Genomic DNA, 16,981 nt, shown 5'->3' with positions numbered 1-16,981 from the left:
CCGACGATCTCCTGCGCCTTCTCGACCGCTCCGCGCATCCCCTCGGCACCGGGGGTCAGGACGATCTCGGCGCCGTAGGCGCGCAGCATGACCCGCCGCTCGTTGGACATGGTCTCGGGCATCGTGAGGATCACCTTGTAGCCGCGGGCCGCGCCGACCATGGCCAGGGCGATGCCGGTGTTGCCGGAGGTGCCCTCGACGATCGTGCCGCCCGGCTTGAGCAGGCCGGACTTCTCCGCGGCGTCCACGATGGAGACGCCGATGCGGTCCTTGACGGAGTTGGCCGGGTTGTAGAACTCCAGCTTCACGGCGACGTTGCCGGGCAGGCCCTCGTCGAGCCGGTTGAGGCGGACGAGCGGGGTGCGGCCCACGATCTCGGTGACGTCGTTGTAGATCTTCGGCATGTGTGCTCCTCGGTGACGATGTGGCGTGTTCGTGGATGCTGGCTGGTCGGAGAGCGGTTGTCGGAGGATCGGGGCGGGCAGAGGACCGAGAACGTCTGGGGCGCATCGGTGCACTGCTTGAGAGGCCCGGCCACGTCCTTGCCGATCCCTGCGGTTCGTACAGCCAGAGCCAGGGATCAGACGGGGGTGAGGTAGGTGCCGGAGAGGTTCTGGAGCTGGTAGATCCAGCGCACCCAGATCCCGGAGACCATGAGCACTCCCACGAGGATCAGCACGGAACCACCGGCGAGGTTAAAGGCGCGCATGTGCCGGCGGATGAACGCCAGGGTCTTGGAGACCCAGTTGATGCCCAGGGCAACCATGACGAAGGGAATGCCGAGTCCGAGGCAGTAGACGAAGGCCAGCAGCGCCCCACGCCAGGCGGTGCCAGTGGTGGTGCTCAGGGCCAATACGGCGCTCAGGGTCGGTCCCATGCACGGGGTCCAGCCCAGACCGAAAACTACGCCCAGCAACGGAGAGCCGGCCAGGCCTCGGCGCGGCTGCCAAGAAGGCTTCGTCGTGGCCTGCAGGAAGGGCAGTCGCCCGATCAGGGCCAGGCCCATCCCGATGACGAACACGCCCAGGACGCGGATCATCACGTCCTGCCACCGCAGCAACCACCCGCCGATGGCCCCGAACGCAGCCCCGTAGAAGGTGAAGACGAGCGCGAAACCCAGGATGAACAGACCCACACCGGTCAGGACTCTGCGCCGATTACCGGGAGCAGCGGGATCAGTCAATCCCGAGACGTACCCCAGGTAGCCAGGCACCAGCGGCAGAATGCACGGGGAGATGAAGGAGACGATCCCCGCGGTCAGCGCCAAGGGGATCGCCACGAGCAACGCCCCGGACTGGACGTTCTGGGCGAAGAACTCTCCGACGTTCAGCAGGATCACCGGCCGCGCCCCTCACGGGCGGCACGGCCGCTGACACGCAGATCCTTCACCATCGGAGCTGCTTACTGTCCTGCCGGGATGGTGGTGGAGAACGTGGCCCCGGCATCGTCGGAGAACTCGATGCCCTGCTCAGTGGCCACCCAAATCTGCAGCCCGTCCTCGCCGTCCGTGCTGGCGGCCACAGCGGAGGGTTGGCCGGTGATCCCTCCGGTCGTCTCCCAGCTCTTCCCGGCGTCGCGGCTGACGTGCGCGGTCCCGTCCGGGGCCACCCCCACGGCCGTGTCAGCGTCGGCGAAGGCGGTGATCAGCAGCACCGGGGCACCTTCGGGTAGCTCCCAGGTGGCCCCGCCGTCATCCGAGCGTTGCACGCCGTCTTCGGTAGTGGCCAGCACGACCGGCCCGTCCGTGGAGGCGGCGAGGTTGACCGGCTGAATCTGGTCGCTGGCCTCGATCCACTCCTGCCCGTCGGTGGTCATCCGTAGAGTGCCGTCAAAGCCGATGACGCCCTCCTGCGAGACCGTCAACGCATGGAAGTCGGACTCGCCCTGACGGGAGAGCTCCTGCCAGGTTTGCCCGCCGTCGGTGGACTCCACCAGACCCAGCGGGTTAGGCAGATCCGAGCCCGATCCGGGGTGCCCGGAAGCGTAATAGCGCCCGGCATCGGCGGTGGCAAAACCCATCAGGTCGTTGGTGGGCCCGATCTTCTCCGGTGACTCTCCGCTGATGTCGAACAACCCATTGTGAGTTGCCAACAACAGCTGATCGGTACCCGGGTCCAACGCCAGACCGTGAACGTGTCCGAACGGGTTCTCCTCCCCAGCCGAGGACGCCACCTCCGCCGACTCGCTGCCCTGCTGGGTGCAGGCGGTGACGAGCAGAGCGGTCACTGCAGCCATCACGGCTGTGCGGGTTTTTCGGCTCCCGACGATGTTGGCGTTGAGAATCATGAGGTTACTTTCCTAAAGAGACAGGGGAACGGACTGGTCGGTCTGTCTAGACGCCTACGAAGCGAGTGCTCTCTACTCTCTGCCCGCCTATGTTGCCCGTCATCTGTTCACGTGGCGGGACCATGTTGGGACGGTGGGCCATCATCTGCTCGGACATGCGCGCCTTGCCCGCGTTGCTGGATCCCGGCTCCTGGGGGGATGGCAACGACTGGGCCACCGACGACGGCTCCGTCGATGACTACGGCGACGGCCCGCGTCGAAACCCTGGCCGCAAACACGAAAAAGGCTCCTACTGGCCGCCATCAAGACATCTAATACTATGTGGCATAGTAGACGGTTTGAGAGACCAAGTCCAAAACGTCGCCTTTGCCAACCCCACGGGCTGCATGGACCTGAACCCATGGCACGGGCGGTCACCACAGAGCACACCGGGACAGCGCTAGGAGCTACCGACCACCACGCGTCGTGGCGCTCACCAGCCCGACACGAGGTCGCACGCTGCTGGCCTTACGTCTGTTGCACCTGCAACGTTTTGATCCCCTCACTCCGCTTGGCGACTTCTTCCTGGAGGCCATCGCCAGTCATGCGGCTGCGGTGATCACTGCTTCTCGACGGCGCGGCTAGGACTCGAGGACCGGGGCGATGGGAACGGATGCTGCGCGGACGCAAACTGTGATTGACAACGGACACCGAGGCCAACGCCATCGCCACCCCGACACTGGCGTTCCCCTCACCGACTCGTTCGCTACCCCCTGTACCGGGTGGTGCATCCGGCCGTGCGCTTCAGACGCTCTGGGGGAACTCCACCGGGCAGGTCTGTGCTTGGACCGTGGCAAGAGCCGGGGTTGCGGTAACAGCCACCGGCAGGGCCAGCATTGCGGTGGCCGCGACCATCGTCAGCGCCACCCGTGCCCGATGCAACGGGGCGGCAGGTGCAGCCAGCCGGCGCACACGTACCAGTGTCGCAGTACCGCTGGCAGCCAGTGCAGAGGCGGGAGCATGCCCGGCCTCGGCCAGTCGCACCAGAGCACTGGCCACGGTGAGCCTACTGTCATTGCCGGCGGCCGCTCGGTCGTCGGCGGCCAGTTCCACCAGCCGGCCCAGCTCCACGCGCGCCATGGCGAAAATGGGGATTCGAGGGAAGGCCCGTACCCACGCATTGGCACCGATAAGGACCAGATGGTGGTGCCCGTGCAGGTGCGCCAGTTCATGGCGCAGCACCGCCTGACGTTGTTGTTCGTCCAGGACGCGTAGGGCTGCGGTAGTGAAGACAATGTCACGGCGACGCCCGGGCAGACAGTAAGCGGTCGGCACCGCGTGGTCGACCACCAGCACATCGGTGGTCGGATCACGGCGGGAGACCAACGACAGAGAGCCGATGTGCTCTTTTCGGTCCCGCCTGGCAGACATCACCTCGATGGCCAAACAGTAGAGCACCCGGGCCCCGAGCACGAACGCCATCACGGCCCCTGCCATGCTGACCACTGCGCCTCCGGGTGTGGAGTACTGGGCCCGCAGGACCATCGCGCAGGCTTGCAGGAAATCCGCCAATCCCCCGAGGACCGGCATCACCGGTAGCGCCAGGGACACACTAGCCAGGATGACACTCACCACGATCGAGGCGGTTAGGGCTTGCCAGACCAGGATCCCCAATCGGGGCGACCGGTCGACCCAGCCCCTGCCCTTCAGCAACGGACCCGCCAGGGTTGCGAGCAATGCGAAGGTGATCAGCAGCACCGGAGTTGTCACTGGGTTGTCCCGGCCGGCGGCCCGGCCGCCTGGTTCAATGCCTCGCGCAGCTGGGTGAGGTCTTCGGCCGGGATCTGCTCCAGGAAGTGCAGCAGCGTGGCTCGCCGGTCGTTGCCACTGGCCAGGACCTCCCCCATGTGCGCGGCAGTATATTGCTCACGCGTGCGGGTGGGCCGGTAGCGGAAGGCGCGCCCGTCGGGTTCCCTCATCAACAAGCCCTTGCGGTGGAGGGTGTCCATGACGGTCTTCACGGTCATGTAGGCCAGTTCCCGCTCCGGTTGCAGGCCGACCAGGATCTCTCGGACGGAAGCCGGAGCGGACCGCGACCACATGAGGTCCATGATCGCCGACTCCAGGTGTCCCAGATGGTGCATGGAGGTCTCCTTCCCGCGTCCAACGCCGCCGCTTCCACACGTTTCCTATGCCCCATAGTAGGGCCCCGCCGCGAAGCGGATTCTGGGGCACCAGCACCCTACCTACCCAGCCCTGCAATCCCACTTTCCGGGCTTCCCGCAACATCAGCGACCTGCCTTCCGCGGCCACTGTGGGGTTCATATCGGCATTTCGGTCGTGGACGTAGCCGGAGGTGGTCCGGGCGGCCGTGCGCCAGCGGTGCCCGAAGGTCACCCGAGGCACATCGGTCTGGCGTTCACCAAGGCTGCGTCACGGGCTAGACCTGCTGCGGGCTCCGGTCACTCCTGGTGCCGCCGCGTGCGGCAGAGATGGTGCAACAGTCTCGCGTCCATGGCCATGACCAGAAAGGTGGAGGTCCCGTGTGATCAGTAGTAACGCCCATCGGAAGAGATCATTCTTCCCCTCCGGCATCATCGGAACGCCGCGCACCAGCAACAGCGCCTTGACCGTAGAACCGGCAAACCGGCCCTCTTGCAGAAGGGGAGAGACGATATGAAATCCTCCCCCAGAACAGTTACTATCCATCGTAGTACTTCGGTGGGTGGTGGTGCAGCACGTCGGCTGGGAAACAGCGCGGCGTCGAGAACGCTTGCGGCCGCGCAATCGGCTTCGGCTGCACGGTGGCCCCCGATCCTGGGCCTGCCTGGGATCCAGGACCTCGATGCCGGATACCGGCCCCGAACCTTCCCATGGCAAGCCCGTGGGGTAGCCGCCCCAGGCCCATCAGCTTCCCTACCCATCCGGGCGGGGGTCTGCGCTACCCCTCCCGTCCCCACACCTATTCCAATCCTCAGGTGAAATGCCCATGATCTCCCACCCCTCGCCCGCCTCCCGTCCGTCCCGCCGACGCGTGCTCTCCCTCGCGGGCCTCGGCGTCCTTGGACTCGCCCTCGCCGGGTGCACGGAGGAGGACTCGCTGGCCCAGCAGGCGAACTCGGGGGACCAGAAGGGCTACATCGCCGGTGACGGCACGGTCTCCGAGTACCCGGCCGACCAGCGCGGGGAGCCGGTGCAGTTCACCGGCACGCTGTTCGACGGAACGACCCTCTCCGCCGAGGCCCTGCGCGGGAGCCCCGCGCTGCTGAACTTCTGGTACGCAGGGTGCGCCCCGTGCCGGGTCGAGGCCCCGGACCTCCGAGAGCTGGCCGAGCGCTTCGACGGGCAGGCGGCGTTCTACGGCGTGAACCTGCGCGACGAGCGGGCCACCGCCGAGGCGTTCGAGCGCACCTTCGAGATCCCCTATCCATCCTTCGAGGACAAGGACGGGGGCGTGCTGATGGCCCTGAGCGCCTACGTGCCCCCGCAGGCGGTGCCCACCACCCTCGTGCTCGACGCCCAGGGGCGGGTGGCCGCCCGCATCCTCGGCATCGCGGACCGCTCCGTGCTGGAGACCCTGCTGGAGGACACGGTGGCCGAAGCGGCATGACGGCAGGCAACCCATCCCGCCCCAGTCCCGGGGTCAGAAAGGCCGGTATGAGCACCACCGCCAGCAGCAGGGAGAGCAGCACCGCCAGGGGCGCCGGGAGCTCCTCAGCTGCTGGTCTTGGGAAAAGTGACGTCGAGCTTCCCGCCCTGGGGCCCCTGGGCATGGCCCGGTGGGCCTGGACGCAGCTGACGAAGATGAACACGGCCCTGTTCCTGCTGCTGCTGCTGGCGGTCGCCGCGGTGCCGGGATCCATCTTCCCGCAGCGAATCCAGGACCCGGCGGCGGTCCAGGACTACATCGACAACAACCCCGCCCTGGGGGAGTGGCTGGACCGGGTGCAGCTGTTCGACGTCTTCTCCTCGGCGTGGTTCTCCGCGATCTACATCCTGCTGTTCGTCTCCCTCGTGGGCTGCGTGCTGCCGCGCGCGGCCAAGCACTGGCGCGCGTGGCGGGCCGAGCCCCCGCGCACCCCGCGGCGGCTCGAGCGGCTGCCCGAGCACCGTTCGCTGGCCCTGGGCGGGCGCGACGGCGCCGGGGCGCCGGCCCCCGGCGACGTCGTCGCCGACGCCGCCCGGCTGCTGCGCAGGCGCGGCTACCGGGTGGCGGTGCGGGACACGGGCTCGGCCGCCCCGTCGGTGGCCGCCGAGCGCGGGATGTGGAAGGAGGTCGGCAACATCGTCTTCCACCTGGCCCTGCTGGGCGTGCTGGTCTCCGTGGCCGTCGGCTCCCTCTTCGGCTACAAGGGCCAGAAGATCCTCGTGGAGGGCGAGTCGTTTGCCAACACCCTGATCAACTACGACTCCTTCACTCCCGGCACCAACTACAACCCCGACTGGCTCGACCCGTTCTCGATCCGGCTCGACCGCTTCGAGGCCGTGTTCAACCGGGACACCACGAACCCGCGCAGCTACGGGGCGCCCCTGGACTTCACCGCGGAGATCACCGTCCAGGAACCGGGTGCGGAGCCGCAGCCGGAGACCCTGAAGGTCAATGCACCGGTGAACGTCAACGGTGTGAAGTCTTTCCTCATTGGTAACGGCTACGCCCCGGTGATCCGGGTGACCGACGGCGACGGGGACGTGGCCTTCGAGGGCCCCGTGGTGACCATTCCCTCCGATGGGGTCTACACGTCCTCGCTGGTGCTGAAGGTCCCGGATGCGCGTCCTGACCAGCTCGGCTTCACCGGGTTGCTGCTGCCCACCGCGGTCACCGGTCCGGACGGGATGCCGCGATCAGTGGACCCGGGTCTGGCCAACCCACAACTGATCTTGTCCTCCTACTCCGGGGACCTGGGGCTGGACAGCGGGGTCCCGCAGAACGTGTACGTCCTCGACGTCGAGGAACTCACCGAGCTCAACGGCATGCTCACCCAGAGCGGACCGATCGCCCTGGATGCCGCGAACCCCGTGCACGAGCTGCCCGGAGGCAAGGGCGCGATCGAGTTCCTGGACGTCAAGCGTTACGTGGGCCTGGACATCGTCTACGACCCTGGCCGAATCGGGGCCTTCATCTCCTTCGTCCTGGCGTTCACGGGCCTGCTGATGTCTATGTTCATCTCCCGCCGCCGCGTCTGGGTGCGCGCGGGGCAGGGCGTCGACAGGAACGGCGGGGCCTGCACGGTGCTGGAGTACGGATTGCTGGCCCGCGGCGAGGACCCCCGGCTCGCGACCGAGGCCGAGCGGCTGAGCGAGCTGTTCTCCGAGCATTGGGGAACCGCGGATCCGCCGGGGGACCCTGCCGCGCATCGGAGCACGAATCGGGCCTGGAGCGGGCCTACCCACGACTGAGAGGACAGTATCCATGACCATCGACGAGACCCTGGGCACCTGGAGCGCACTGTTCATGCTCTTGGCCGCCATGACCTATCTGGTGGCCTTCGTGGCCTTCGCCTGGGACATGGCCTCCCATTCCAGGACCCTGCACCGAACCGCGCATCACAGCAGACGGGACGAGCAACTGGTGGGCGCGGCGACCGCTCCTGCTCAGGTGAACAGCACCGCCGGAACCACCAAGAAGGCCGACGACTCTCGGCCCGGACTGGGCGCCAATGAACGTGGCCGCGGACACAAGCCTCCTACCCGAGCCGTACTGGCCGAACACGTCGCCGACTCCTCCATGCGCTACACCGGAGAACGCCGCCCCGCGGCGCGGGCGGCGGTGACCATCATGGTCCTGGCCTTCCTCCTCCACACCGCTGCGGTCGCCAGCCGGGCGATCGCCGCCGGCCGGGTGCCGTGGGGCAACATGTACGAATTTGCCACCACCGGGGCCCTGGTCGTGGCCGGGGTGTACCTGGCCGCACTCCTGCGCCGGGATCTGCGCTTCGTGGGGACCCTGGTGTCCGGGCTTGTGGTGATCATGCTGTGCGCGGCCACCATCGGCTTCCCCACCCCGGTGGGTCCGCTCGTTCCCGCGCTGCAGTCCTGGTGGCTGGTGATCCACGTGTCCATCGCGGTAGCGGCCTCCGGGATCTTCACCATCACGTTCGCCATGGCCGTGCTGCAGCTGCTGCAGGCCCGGCGCGAACGAGCGATCCTGGCCGGGGAAGCCCCTGGCATGGGCTTCCTGGCCATGGTCCCCTCCTCCCAGGCGCTGGAGGACCTGTCCTTCCGGCTCAACGCGGTCGGCTTCGCGTTCTGGACCTTTACTCTTGCCGCCGGCGCGATCTGGGCCGAGCAGTCCTGGGGCCGCTACTGGGGGTGGGATCCCAAGGAGGTCTGGACGTTCGTGATCTGGGTGGTCTACGCCGCTTACATACACGCCCGCGCCACCCGCGGGTGGACGGGCACCCGCTCGGCGTGGCTGTCGATCGCCGGTTACCTCTGCGTGATCTTCAACTTCACCGTGGTCAACACGGTCTTCGAGGGCCTGCACTCATACTCCGGGCTCTGAGCCCCGGACCTAAGGCTCCCTCCACGAGCCGCGGGAGTACGTATCACATGGTCCGGAGGGGATGTGCCGAACGATGTGCGGGAAGCGCAGGCAGCTGATGTTGTTGTCTCGGGTGCACGCGGATGGTGTGCACCACCGATGGCGCAAATCCAATTACGTAGATACTCGCAACCGGATCAGTGCGCATGCCCTTCCGTCTGCTCCGCCTCGCCGGTGGCTGCCCGAGACGGCTCAGGGATCTCGAGTCTGATCGAGGGCTCCTCCACATCACCGGGTGGGCGGGAGGAGAAGCTGATGCCGTTCGGCAGGTCCCCCACCGGCACAGTGGCAAGGACCGAAAGGCTCTCAAGGTCCACGACGGAGACGGTGTCGTCGTAAGTGTTCGTGACCCAGGCCCTCGTCCCGGTGGTGTCGATGACCACCCCGTGCGGACCGGAGCCGGTGCGGACACTGCCGCGGACGGTCATCTCGATCGGGTCGATCACGGACAAGGTGTTCCCGGGCTCGGCCTCGGTGCCCTGGTCGGCCGAGAGCAGGGTGCGGCCGTCCGGGGACAGATACACCTGGACCGGAGAAGCTGAGACCTCAACGGTGCCCACCACCTCCCGTGCGGCGAGGTCGATCTTCACGACCGAGGCCGGCTCGGCGATGCTGGCATAGGCGTAGGTACCGTCGGCGTCGACCGCCACCTGCACGGGGCCGCCCTCGACCGGCACTGAGGCGGTCTTGGTGTCGGTGCCCGGATCGATCAGATCCACCGAACCGGCCTCGGTGTTGGCCACCGCGATCACCGACCCATCGGCTGCTGGGCGCAGACCATGGGGCATCCCCCCAAGGTCGATGGTGGCGACCGGGTCAAAACCCGGTGCGCGGTAGACCGAGACGGTGCCGTCGCCGGCATTGGTGGTGTAGACCTTGGTGCCGTCGGCGGCGTCGATCACGTGCGCGGGGGCCGGTCCGCTGGGAGCAACCGCGGCCACCTGATAGCTTTCCGCGTCGACGGCGATGGTCGTGTTGTCGTGGCCGCTCACCGCGTATCCGACGGAGCCGTCGGCCCCGGCTTGCACGTTGTGCGGGGACTCCACCCCGGTCAACGTCGTGACGACTTCGTTCGTGGCCGCGTCCAAGACAGTGAGACTGTCGCCCTCCTCGTTCGCCACCCACACCGTTCCGGTCATGCCCCCACCGCTCGAAGGAGCGGAGGCGGTCGCCGTGGTGGCTTCCGGTGGTGTGCCGTTGGAACAGGCCGCCAGGCCAACCATCATTAGAACAGCCAGACTGGTGACGGCGAGCCGTCGATTCATCAAGATCCTCACTAGACCTTTCGGGTCGAACGAATTAGGAGAAGAATTGTGGCGGACCGAAGATGTGGAGCGGGATTGACGTGTGATTAAAAGCCTCGACGCCACGGACCTCCAGTCCTGTCAGCACCCATCGGCTTGAGAACGCCCCCTTGGCAGTAGGACTCAACACGATCCTACGGTGATCAAATCGTAGCCCTTAAACTCAGCGACCAAACCTGTTTCGGCCCGATCTTCACCAAATCTTCAATGATAGGTCGGGATGCTCGACGACACCCGTCACGAGACCTCCCGGCTGAGCTGCCAGGTCGAGTGGTCGGAGGACCTCGACGGCGCCGCGGTCACCATCGCCCCCCGAGTGGTGACCCACCGGAACCTCTGAGCCCTCGAATATCGAACGCATATCGGTCACACCGTGCTCTACCTTCCGAGTACACCGGTCCAAGACGGATCGGCTACGCATCCCTCACAGCACTGGCAGCAGGCCTTCCACCCTTCCGGGGAACCCTCGAAGGTCGGAAGGTTTCAGGGAGAAGGAGCAGGCTCGGTGCACTCCCCCAGGCCTGCTCCGCCTGGCCAGCGCCCCTCCCCCGGCACGATGTGACTGTCTTGAAGCAGGCCTTCGGGACAGCAGTCTCTCGATCCACTACGGGAAAGACTTCATGAAATCTTCATCGTTACCTGCTCCTTATCGCTTCCCCGTGACCTAGGCTGACCCTATACCCTAGGAGGGTATAGAAGAGGTGAGGGCCGTGAGTATTCAGGGCTGGGTGTTGGTGGTTGTGGTGGTGGTCGTTAGTGCCGTGTTGCTCTGGTTCTTCTTCGGTCCGAAGAAAACTCGCCGGGCCGAGCTGGAGGCCGGGGTGCAGACGGTCACCGTGACGGTCAAGGGCGGGTACAGCCCGGACCTGATCCAGGTGGCCCCCGGAGTGCCGGTCCGGCTGGTCTTCGACCGGCAGGAGACCGGGGACTGCTCCTCCCGGGTGGTCATCCCGGATTTCCAGATCAACCAGCCGTTGCCCGCCTATGCGCGCACGGCCGTGGAGTTCACCCCCACCGAGCCGGGCGAGTACGGCTTCGCGTGCGGGATGAACATGCTGCACGGCCGCCTCCGCGTCGTCAACGAGCACGACAGCACCTCGCCGGCCCCGATCTCGGCGGCACCGGCTCACGCCGCGGGCACGGCCACCCACGGCGACGCCGCCTCCACAGGGCCGACGCGCACCACCGTGGCCGAGGTGACCCACGCCCGGATGGACCACGGTGCGCAGACCGCGCAGCTGACCATCCGCGGGGGCTACCACCCCCAGCTGCTGCGCGTGGCAGCCGGGGCGCCACTGCGGCTGGAGCTGCTACGGCAGGAGGACAGCGCCTGCTCGGAGCGGTTTGTGGTGGCCGATGCCGGGGTGGACACCGCGGTCCCGGCCTTCGGCAGCACCGTGGTCGAGATCCCCGGGCTACCGGCCGGGCGCCACGAGGTCAGCTGCGGGATGAACATGCTGCACGGCACCCTCGAGGCCCTCGAGGACTCGGCCGACGTCGAAGGCTCCACTGAAGGGGCCGGCGAGCACTCCCACGACCATGTCGTGGTCCAGGAGGACACCCGAACCTCTACGGCCCCACTGCCGGGGCAGGAGCCCCCGCACGGGCACGGCCCGGTGGAGGAGCCGGAGGACACCGAGGCGAAGGAGCGAGCGGCGGAGATCGCCGATCTGCGCCGCCGGGTGATCGTCGGGTCCGTGCTGAGCCTGCCGGTGGTGGCGGCGGTGATGGCCATGGAGCTGTTCGGCATGGCCTGGGTGCCGCCGGTGCTGATGAATCCGTGGTTGCAGCTGGCGCTAATCACCCCGGTGATGCTCTACACCGGTTGGCCCATCCACAAGACCGGGTGGCTGGCGCTGTCCCACCGCACCGCGGACATGAACTCGTTGATCACCTTGGGAACGATCGCCGCCTACAGCTACAGCCTGGTCGTGACCATCGCCCCGGGCCTCGTGCCGGCCGAGGCCCGGTACGTCTACTACGAGGCGGTCGGGGTGATCATCACCTTGATCCTGCTCGGGCGCCTGCTGGAGACCAAGGCCAAGGCCGGGACCGGGGAGGCCATCCGCACCCTGATCGGGCTCCAACCGCACACCGCCCGGGTCATCCGCGAGGGACAGGAGCGGGAGATCCCCTTGGGGGAGGTCGTGGCCGGCGACGTCGTCGTGGTGCGCCCCGGGGAGAAGCTGCCCGTGGACGGGCAGGTGCTGGAGGGCACCTCGGCGGTGGACGAGTCGATGGTCACCGGTGAGCCCATCCCGGTGACCAAGACCGCCGGGGACACCGTGATCGGCGCGACCATCAACCAGACCGGTTCTTTCCGCTACACCGCCACCAAGGTCGGCTCGGACACCATGCTGGCCCAGATCATCTCCCTGGTCCGGCAGGCCCAGGGCTCCAGGGCGCCGATCCAGCGGCTGGCCGATCAGGTCTCCAGCTACTTCGTGCCCGCGGTGATCCTCATCGCCCTGTGGTCCTTCGTGGTCTGGGCGCTGGTCGGTCCCCCGCCTGCGGTGGTCTTCGCCCTGGTGGCGGCCGTGTCGGTGCTGATCATCGCCTGCCCGTGCGCCCTGGGGCTGGCCACTCCGCTGTCGATCACCGTGGGCACCGGCAAGGGGGCCACCGCCGGGATCCTCATCCGCTCGGCCGAGGCCCTGGAGACGGCCCACAAGCTGGACACCATCGTGCTGGACAAGACCGGCACGATCACCAAGGGGACTCCCGCCCTGACCGATGTGCTGCCCGCCCCGGGCTTCACCGACGCCGAGGTGCTGGCTCTGGTGGCGGCGGTGGAACGCTTCTCGGAGCACCCTCTGGCCACCGCTATCGTCGCCGGGGCGCAGGAGCGCGGAGTGTCCGTGCCCGAGGCCACCGCTTTCGACTCCGTCACCGGCCAGGGGGTCCGCGCCCTGGTGGGCGGGCGCCAGGTGCTGGTGGGCAACCGGCGTCTGCTCACCGGGGCAGGCATCGACGCCGATGTGCTCACCGCCCCCGCCCAGGAACTGGCCGCGGACGGGAAGAGCCCGATGCTGGCCGCCGTCGACGGGCGCCCGGCCGGGGTGATCGGGGTGGCCGACACCCTCAAGGAGGGTTCCGTGGGGGCCGTGGCCGCGCTGCGCGACCGCGGCATCGAGGTGGTGATGATGACCGGGGACAACCGGGCCACCGCCGCGGCCATCGCCCGCCAGGTCGGCATCGACCGGGTGGTGGCCGAGGTGCTGCCCGAACACAAGGCCAGTGAGGTCAAACGCCTGCAAGACGAAGGGCGCGTAGTGGGGATGGTCGGGGACGGCATCAACGACGCCCCCGCCCTGGCCCAGGCCGATGTGGGCTCGGCCATCGGCACCGGCACCGACGTGGCCATCGAGGCCTCCGACATCACCTTGATCTCCGGGGCGCTGTCCGGGGTGGTCACCGCCGTGGACCTGTCCCGGGCCACCATGCGCAACATCCGCCAGAACCTCGTCTTCGCGTTCGTCTACAACGGCGTCGGCATCCCCATCGCCGCCGGTGTGCTGTACCCGTCCCTGGGCTGGACGCTGAGCCCGATGATCGCCGCGGCTGCGATGGCCTTGTCCTCCCTGTCGGTGGTGGCCAACGCCAACCGGCTGCGCGCCTTCACCCCTCGCCCCGTTCCCGACCTCGCCCACGCCCCCGTCACCACCGACCCGGTGGTGGAAGTCGGGCGCGAGGACACCACAAAACCCGGAACACCCCCAAGGGAGGAAGCCATGCCCGAGAACACCACAACGGTCGTCGACCCGGTCTGCGGGATGAACATCGACCCGGTCACCGCGGCCACCAGCGTCGAGCACGAGGGCCGCACTTACCACTTCTGCTCGACCCGCTGCGCCCAGTCCTTCCAGGACGCCCCGGCCAGATACACCAGCACCCAGTGAACGAGGCTGCGCCCGTAGCCCTGAAAGGAGCACGGGGGCAATACGTAGGACCACCAGGAGTCGCCATGGAACCCACCATCGACATGGCAGCTGTGGTGCGGCGCCTGAACCGCATCGAGGGACAGGTCCGTGGCATCACCCGGATGGTCGAGCAGGACCGGTACTGCATCGATGTCCTTACCCAGGTCGCTGCGGTGTCCGGGGCCCTGCACGAGGTGGCGCTGGTCTTGCTGAAGGATCACATGAGCCGCTGTCTCATCCAAGCTGCCGACGCCGGCGGCCCCGCGCAGGAGGCCAAGCTCCAGGAAGCAGTGGACGCTATCGCTCGGCTGGTCCGTGGCTGAAGAAGAACTACTGATGAGGGTCGAACCGGCCAGAGCCTTCCGGAGCCGCCTGGCCCGAGCGAACCAAGGCACAGCTTGACTGCTTTGGCGTGGACCGTCTTGAGAGGCCGCCCACGGGCATGGGGATTCGCAAACACTCCGCAGAGATTCGTTTGATGAGAAAAGAGGACAGCATGAGCGATCACGAGACCACGGCCGTCATGGAGGTGCAAGGCGTGCACTGGGCCTCGTCGAAGGCCGTTGCTGAAGCCGCGTTGTCGCGCCGGCCGGGGGTGCTGCGAGTGGAGGCGAATCCTGTCTCCCAGACGGCCAATGTCACCTACGATCCCGGTCTGACCTCGATCAAGGATCTGACCTGGTGGGTGCGGGAGTGCGGTTACCACTGCGCGGGCCAGTCGGTGCCCGAGCACGTGTGCGACCCGCTTGAGGAGGACGGAACCGTCGCTGGACGGGCCGGTCACCGGGTCACCGGTGACCGGCCCGGATCGAGGCTGAACCCCACGGACCATGGCGAGGACGCCCCCGCCGGACACGGGCAGCACGTTGTTCGTGACGCCCAGGAGGTCATGGGCCATGGCAGCGGTGGCATGTCGATGGAAGCCATGATCCGTGACATGCGCAATCGGTTCCTGGTGGCCGCCCTGCTGTCGGTGCCGATCACGTTGTGGTCCCCGATCGGGCGGGAGGTCTTGGGGTTCACGGTCCCGGCCCCGTTCGGTTTACGCGATGACGTCCTTGCGCTGATCCTCTCCCTGCCGGTGATTTTCTACTCGGCCTGGATCTTCTTCGACGGCGCCTACCGGGCGCTAAAGGCCCGCACCCTGGACATGATGGTCTTGGTGGCCGTGGGGGTCGGCGCCGGCTGGGTCTACAGCCTGATCGTGACATTGACCGGTGGCGGCGAAGTGTTCTACGAGGCCGCCACCGTGCTGGCCACCTTCGTGCTGCTGGGGCACTGGGTGGAGATGCGGGCCCGTGGCGGGGCCAACGACGCGGTCCGCACCCTCCTGGAGCTGGCACCCTCCAAGGCGCTGGTGATCCGTGACGGGAATACCGTGGAAATCCCCACCGCCGAGGTCATGCCCGGGGATCTGATGCTGGTACGCCCCGGCTCGAAGGTCCCCACCGACGGTGTGGTCGAGGACGGCGAGTCCGAGATCGACGAATCCATGGTCACCGGCGAAAGCCTGCCGGTGGCCAAGTCCACTGGCTCCGAGGTCATCGGGGCCTCGGTGAACACCACCGGGACCTTACGGGTGCGGGCGACGAAGGTCGGGGCGGACACCGCCCTGGCGCAGATCGTGGCGCTGGTCCAGGAAGCCCAGAACTCCAAGGCACCCGGTCAACGTCTGGCGGATCGGGCCGCGTTCTGGCTGGTGTTCGTGGCGCTGATCGGCGGATCCGGCACCTTCCTTGTCTGGTGGCTGGCCGGGGCCAGCATTGCCCAAGCAATCCTGTTTGCCATCACCGTGGTGGTCATCACCTGCCCCGATGCCCTGGGGCTGGCCACCCCCACCGCGATCATGGTGGGAACGGGTTTGGGCGCCAAACGAGGCGTGCTGTTCAAAAACGCCACGGCCTTGGAAACAGCCGCACGGATCGACACGGTCGTGATCGACAAGACCGGGACCCTGACCAAGGGCGAGCCGGAGGTCACGGACTTCATCACCCACGGGATCGGCGAGGACGAACTCCTGGGCCTCGTGGCGGCCGTCGAACGCGAATCTGAGCACCCGTTGGCTGCCGCGGTGGTGAACTACGCCGAGGACCGCGGCGTCCCGGCCCTGACTGCCAGCAATTTCCGCAACGTCCCGGGCCACGGCGCCGGGGCCACCGTGAACGGGCGGCAGGTTTTCGTGGGTAACCGCAAACTGATGGTGGCCGAGAGCGTCGACATCACCCCGGTGGCCGAACAGCGCGAGGCCCTGGCCTCGACCGGGCGCACCGCGGTGCTGGTGGCCGTGGACGGAGCGGCCGCTGGGGTGATCGCCCTGGCTGATGCCGCCCGGGAGACCGCCGCTCCCGCGGTGGCCGCGATGCACGAGGCAGGGATCGAAGTCGTCATGCTGACCGGTGACAACGAGGCGACCGCGAAGCGGATCGCCGCCCAACTGGGCATCGACACTGTCATCGCCGAAGTCCTACCCGAGGACAAATCCGCCAAAGTGGCGGAACTGCAAGCGGAGGGCAAACGGGTCGCCATGGTCGGGGACGGGGTCAACGACGCCCCGGCCCTAGCCAAAGCCGACCTGGGCATCGCCATCGGCGCCGGCACCGACGTGGCCATTGAAACCGCCGACGTGGTGCTGATGCGCTCCGATCCGTTGGACGTGCCGATCGCCCTGCGGATCGGCGCTGGCACCGTGCGCAAAATGCGCCAGAACCTCACCTGGGCCATCGGCTACAACGTGGTCGCCCTGCCGATCGCCGCCGGGGTCTTCTACCCGGCCTACGGCATCATGCTCAGCCCGGAGATCGCGGCGATCTCGATGTCGGGCTCCAGCGTCATCGTGGCGGTGAATGCCTTGCTGTTGAAGCGGCTGCGGTTGCCGGAACCGCCGGAGTCGACGTCGGCAGCCCGGGTCCAACCAGGCCTGGCCCCCGCGGGAAGCCGGTAGGACAGCTCCG

12 protein-coding genes are annotated in these 16,981 nt (G+C 67.6%); 6 read left to right on the top strand and 6 right to left on the bottom strand.

What is annotated here, in order from left to right:
* The 5 genes from ABEA06_RS08650 to ABEA06_RS08630 form a co-directional block, all read right to left on the bottom strand.
* On the bottom strand, nucleotides 1-404 hold a 404-nt coding region (locus ABEA06_RS08650), incomplete at its 3' end, for a PLP-dependent cysteine synthase family protein (protein WP_345311208.1).
* A 176-nt stretch (nucleotides 405-580) separates the two neighbouring features.
* On the bottom strand, nucleotides 581-1,330 hold the full coding sequence (locus ABEA06_RS08645; protein ID WP_129702251.1) for a cytochrome c biogenesis CcdA family protein: 750 nt from the start codon (nucleotides 1,328-1,330) through the stop codon (nucleotides 581-583).
* Nucleotides 1,331-1,401: 71 nt separating this feature from the next.
* Nucleotides 1,402-2,286, bottom strand: a complete 885-nt coding sequence (locus ABEA06_RS08640) for a F510_1955 family glycosylhydrolase (protein WP_129702238.1) — start codon at nucleotides 2,284-2,286, stop codon at nucleotides 1,402-1,404.
* A gap of 783 nt (nucleotides 2,287-3,069) precedes the next feature.
* Nucleotides 3,070-4,035 (bottom strand): M56 family metallopeptidase, encoded by a 966-nt coding sequence (locus ABEA06_RS08635; protein WP_129702236.1) that lies wholly within the window; start codon nucleotides 4,033-4,035, stop codon nucleotides 3,070-3,072.
* The gene (locus ABEA06_RS08630; protein WP_129702234.1) at nucleotides 4,032-4,409 is read right to left on the bottom strand and encodes a BlaI/MecI/CopY family transcriptional regulator; all 378 of its coding nucleotides are present in this window, start codon (nucleotides 4,407-4,409) and stop codon (nucleotides 4,032-4,034) included. Before ABEA06_RS08630 ends, ABEA06_RS08635 begins: the two co-directional genes overlap by 4 nt.
* An 845-nt stretch (nucleotides 4,410-5,254) precedes the next feature.
* On the opposite strand from ABEA06_RS08630, the gene ABEA06_RS08625 reads away from it, so the two are divergent.
* Genes ABEA06_RS08625 through ccsB form a run of 3 tightly spaced genes read left to right on the top strand, consistent with a single transcriptional unit; the run spans nucleotide 5,255 to nucleotide 8,767 of the window.
* Nucleotides 5,255-5,875 carry a TlpA family protein disulfide reductase gene (locus ABEA06_RS08625; protein WP_129702231.1) on the top strand — a complete coding sequence of 207 codons (621 nt, stop codon included), beginning with the start codon at nucleotides 5,255-5,257 and terminating at the stop codon, nucleotides 5,873-5,875.
* Nucleotides 5,876-5,922: 47 nt separating this feature from the next.
* Nucleotides 5,923-7,662, top strand: coding sequence for a cytochrome c biogenesis protein ResB (gene resB, locus ABEA06_RS08620; RefSeq protein WP_425559513.1), 1,740 nt, complete (start codon nucleotides 5,923-5,925; stop codon nucleotides 7,660-7,662).
* 13 nt (nucleotides 7,663-7,675) lie between these two features.
* The gene (gene ccsB / locus ABEA06_RS08615) at nucleotides 7,676-8,767 is read left to right on the top strand and encodes a c-type cytochrome biogenesis protein CcsB (RefSeq protein WP_345311207.1); all 1,092 of its coding nucleotides are present in this window, start codon (nucleotides 7,676-7,678) and stop codon (nucleotides 8,765-8,767) included.
* Between the two features lie 176 nt (nucleotides 8,768-8,943).
* On the opposite strand, the gene ABEA06_RS08610 is transcribed toward ccsB, so the two are convergent.
* Nucleotides 8,944-10,071 carry a YVTN family beta-propeller repeat protein gene (locus ABEA06_RS08610; RefSeq protein ID WP_129702225.1) on the bottom strand — a complete coding sequence of 376 codons (1,128 nt, stop codon included), beginning with the start codon at nucleotides 10,069-10,071 and terminating at the stop codon, nucleotides 8,944-8,946.
* A gap of 749 nt (nucleotides 10,072-10,820) precedes the next feature.
* Between ABEA06_RS08610 and ABEA06_RS08605 the strand changes: the two genes are divergently transcribed.
* From ABEA06_RS08605 to ABEA06_RS08595, 3 genes are all read left to right on the top strand, one after another.
* Nucleotides 10,821-14,009 carry a heavy metal translocating P-type ATPase gene (locus tag ABEA06_RS08605; RefSeq protein WP_345311206.1) on the top strand — a complete coding sequence of 1,063 codons (3,189 nt, stop codon included), beginning with the start codon at nucleotides 10,821-10,823 and terminating at the stop codon, nucleotides 14,007-14,009.
* Nucleotides 14,010-14,074: 65 nt separating this feature from the next.
* On the top strand, nucleotides 14,075-14,353 hold the full coding sequence (locus tag ABEA06_RS08600) for a metal-sensitive transcriptional regulator (protein ID WP_109269447.1): 279 nt from the start codon (nucleotides 14,075-14,077) through the stop codon (nucleotides 14,351-14,353).
* Between the two features lie 173 nt (nucleotides 14,354-14,526).
* Entirely contained in the window at nucleotides 14,527-16,971 is a 2,445-nt protein-coding gene (locus ABEA06_RS08595; protein ID WP_345311205.1) for a heavy metal translocating P-type ATPase, read from the top strand.
* Nucleotides 16,972-16,981 lie beyond the last annotated feature (10 nt).

It is taken from the genome of Kocuria gwangalliensis (genome assembly GCF_039544365.1).
GTDB classification, from domain to species: Bacteria; Actinomycetota; Actinomycetes; order Actinomycetales; family Micrococcaceae; genus Kocuria; species Kocuria gwangalliensis.
The sequence above is the reverse complement of the archived record's forward strand: the minus strand, read 5'-3'. Positions and strand labels throughout refer to the sequence as shown.

Coding starts and splice junctions, on each gene's coding strand:
- ABEA06_RS08640 (WP_129702238.1), bottom strand. CDS start 2,286: ATGATTCTCAACGCCAACATCGTCGGGAGCCGAAAAACCCGCACAGCC.
- ABEA06_RS08630 (WP_129702234.1), bottom strand. CDS start 4,409: ATGCACCATCTGGGACACCTGGAGTCGGCGATCATGGACCTCATGTGG.
- ABEA06_RS08625 (WP_129702231.1), top strand. CDS start 5,255: ATGATCTCCCACCCCTCGCCCGCCTCCCGTCCGTCCCGCCGACGCGTG.
- resB (WP_425559513.1), top strand. CDS start 5,923: ATGAGCACCACCGCCAGCAGCAGGGAGAGCAGCACCGCCAGGGGCGCC.
- ccsB (WP_345311207.1), top strand. CDS start 7,676: ATGACCATCGACGAGACCCTGGGCACCTGGAGCGCACTGTTCATGCTC.
- ABEA06_RS08610 (WP_129702225.1), bottom strand. CDS start 10,071: ATGAATCGACGGCTCGCCGTCACCAGTCTGGCTGTTCTAATGATGGTT.
- ABEA06_RS08600 (WP_109269447.1), top strand. CDS start 14,075: ATGGAACCCACCATCGACATGGCAGCTGTGGTGCGGCGCCTGAACCGC.
- ABEA06_RS08595 (WP_345311205.1), top strand. CDS start 14,527: ATGAGCGATCACGAGACCACGGCCGTCATGGAGGTGCAAGGCGTGCAC.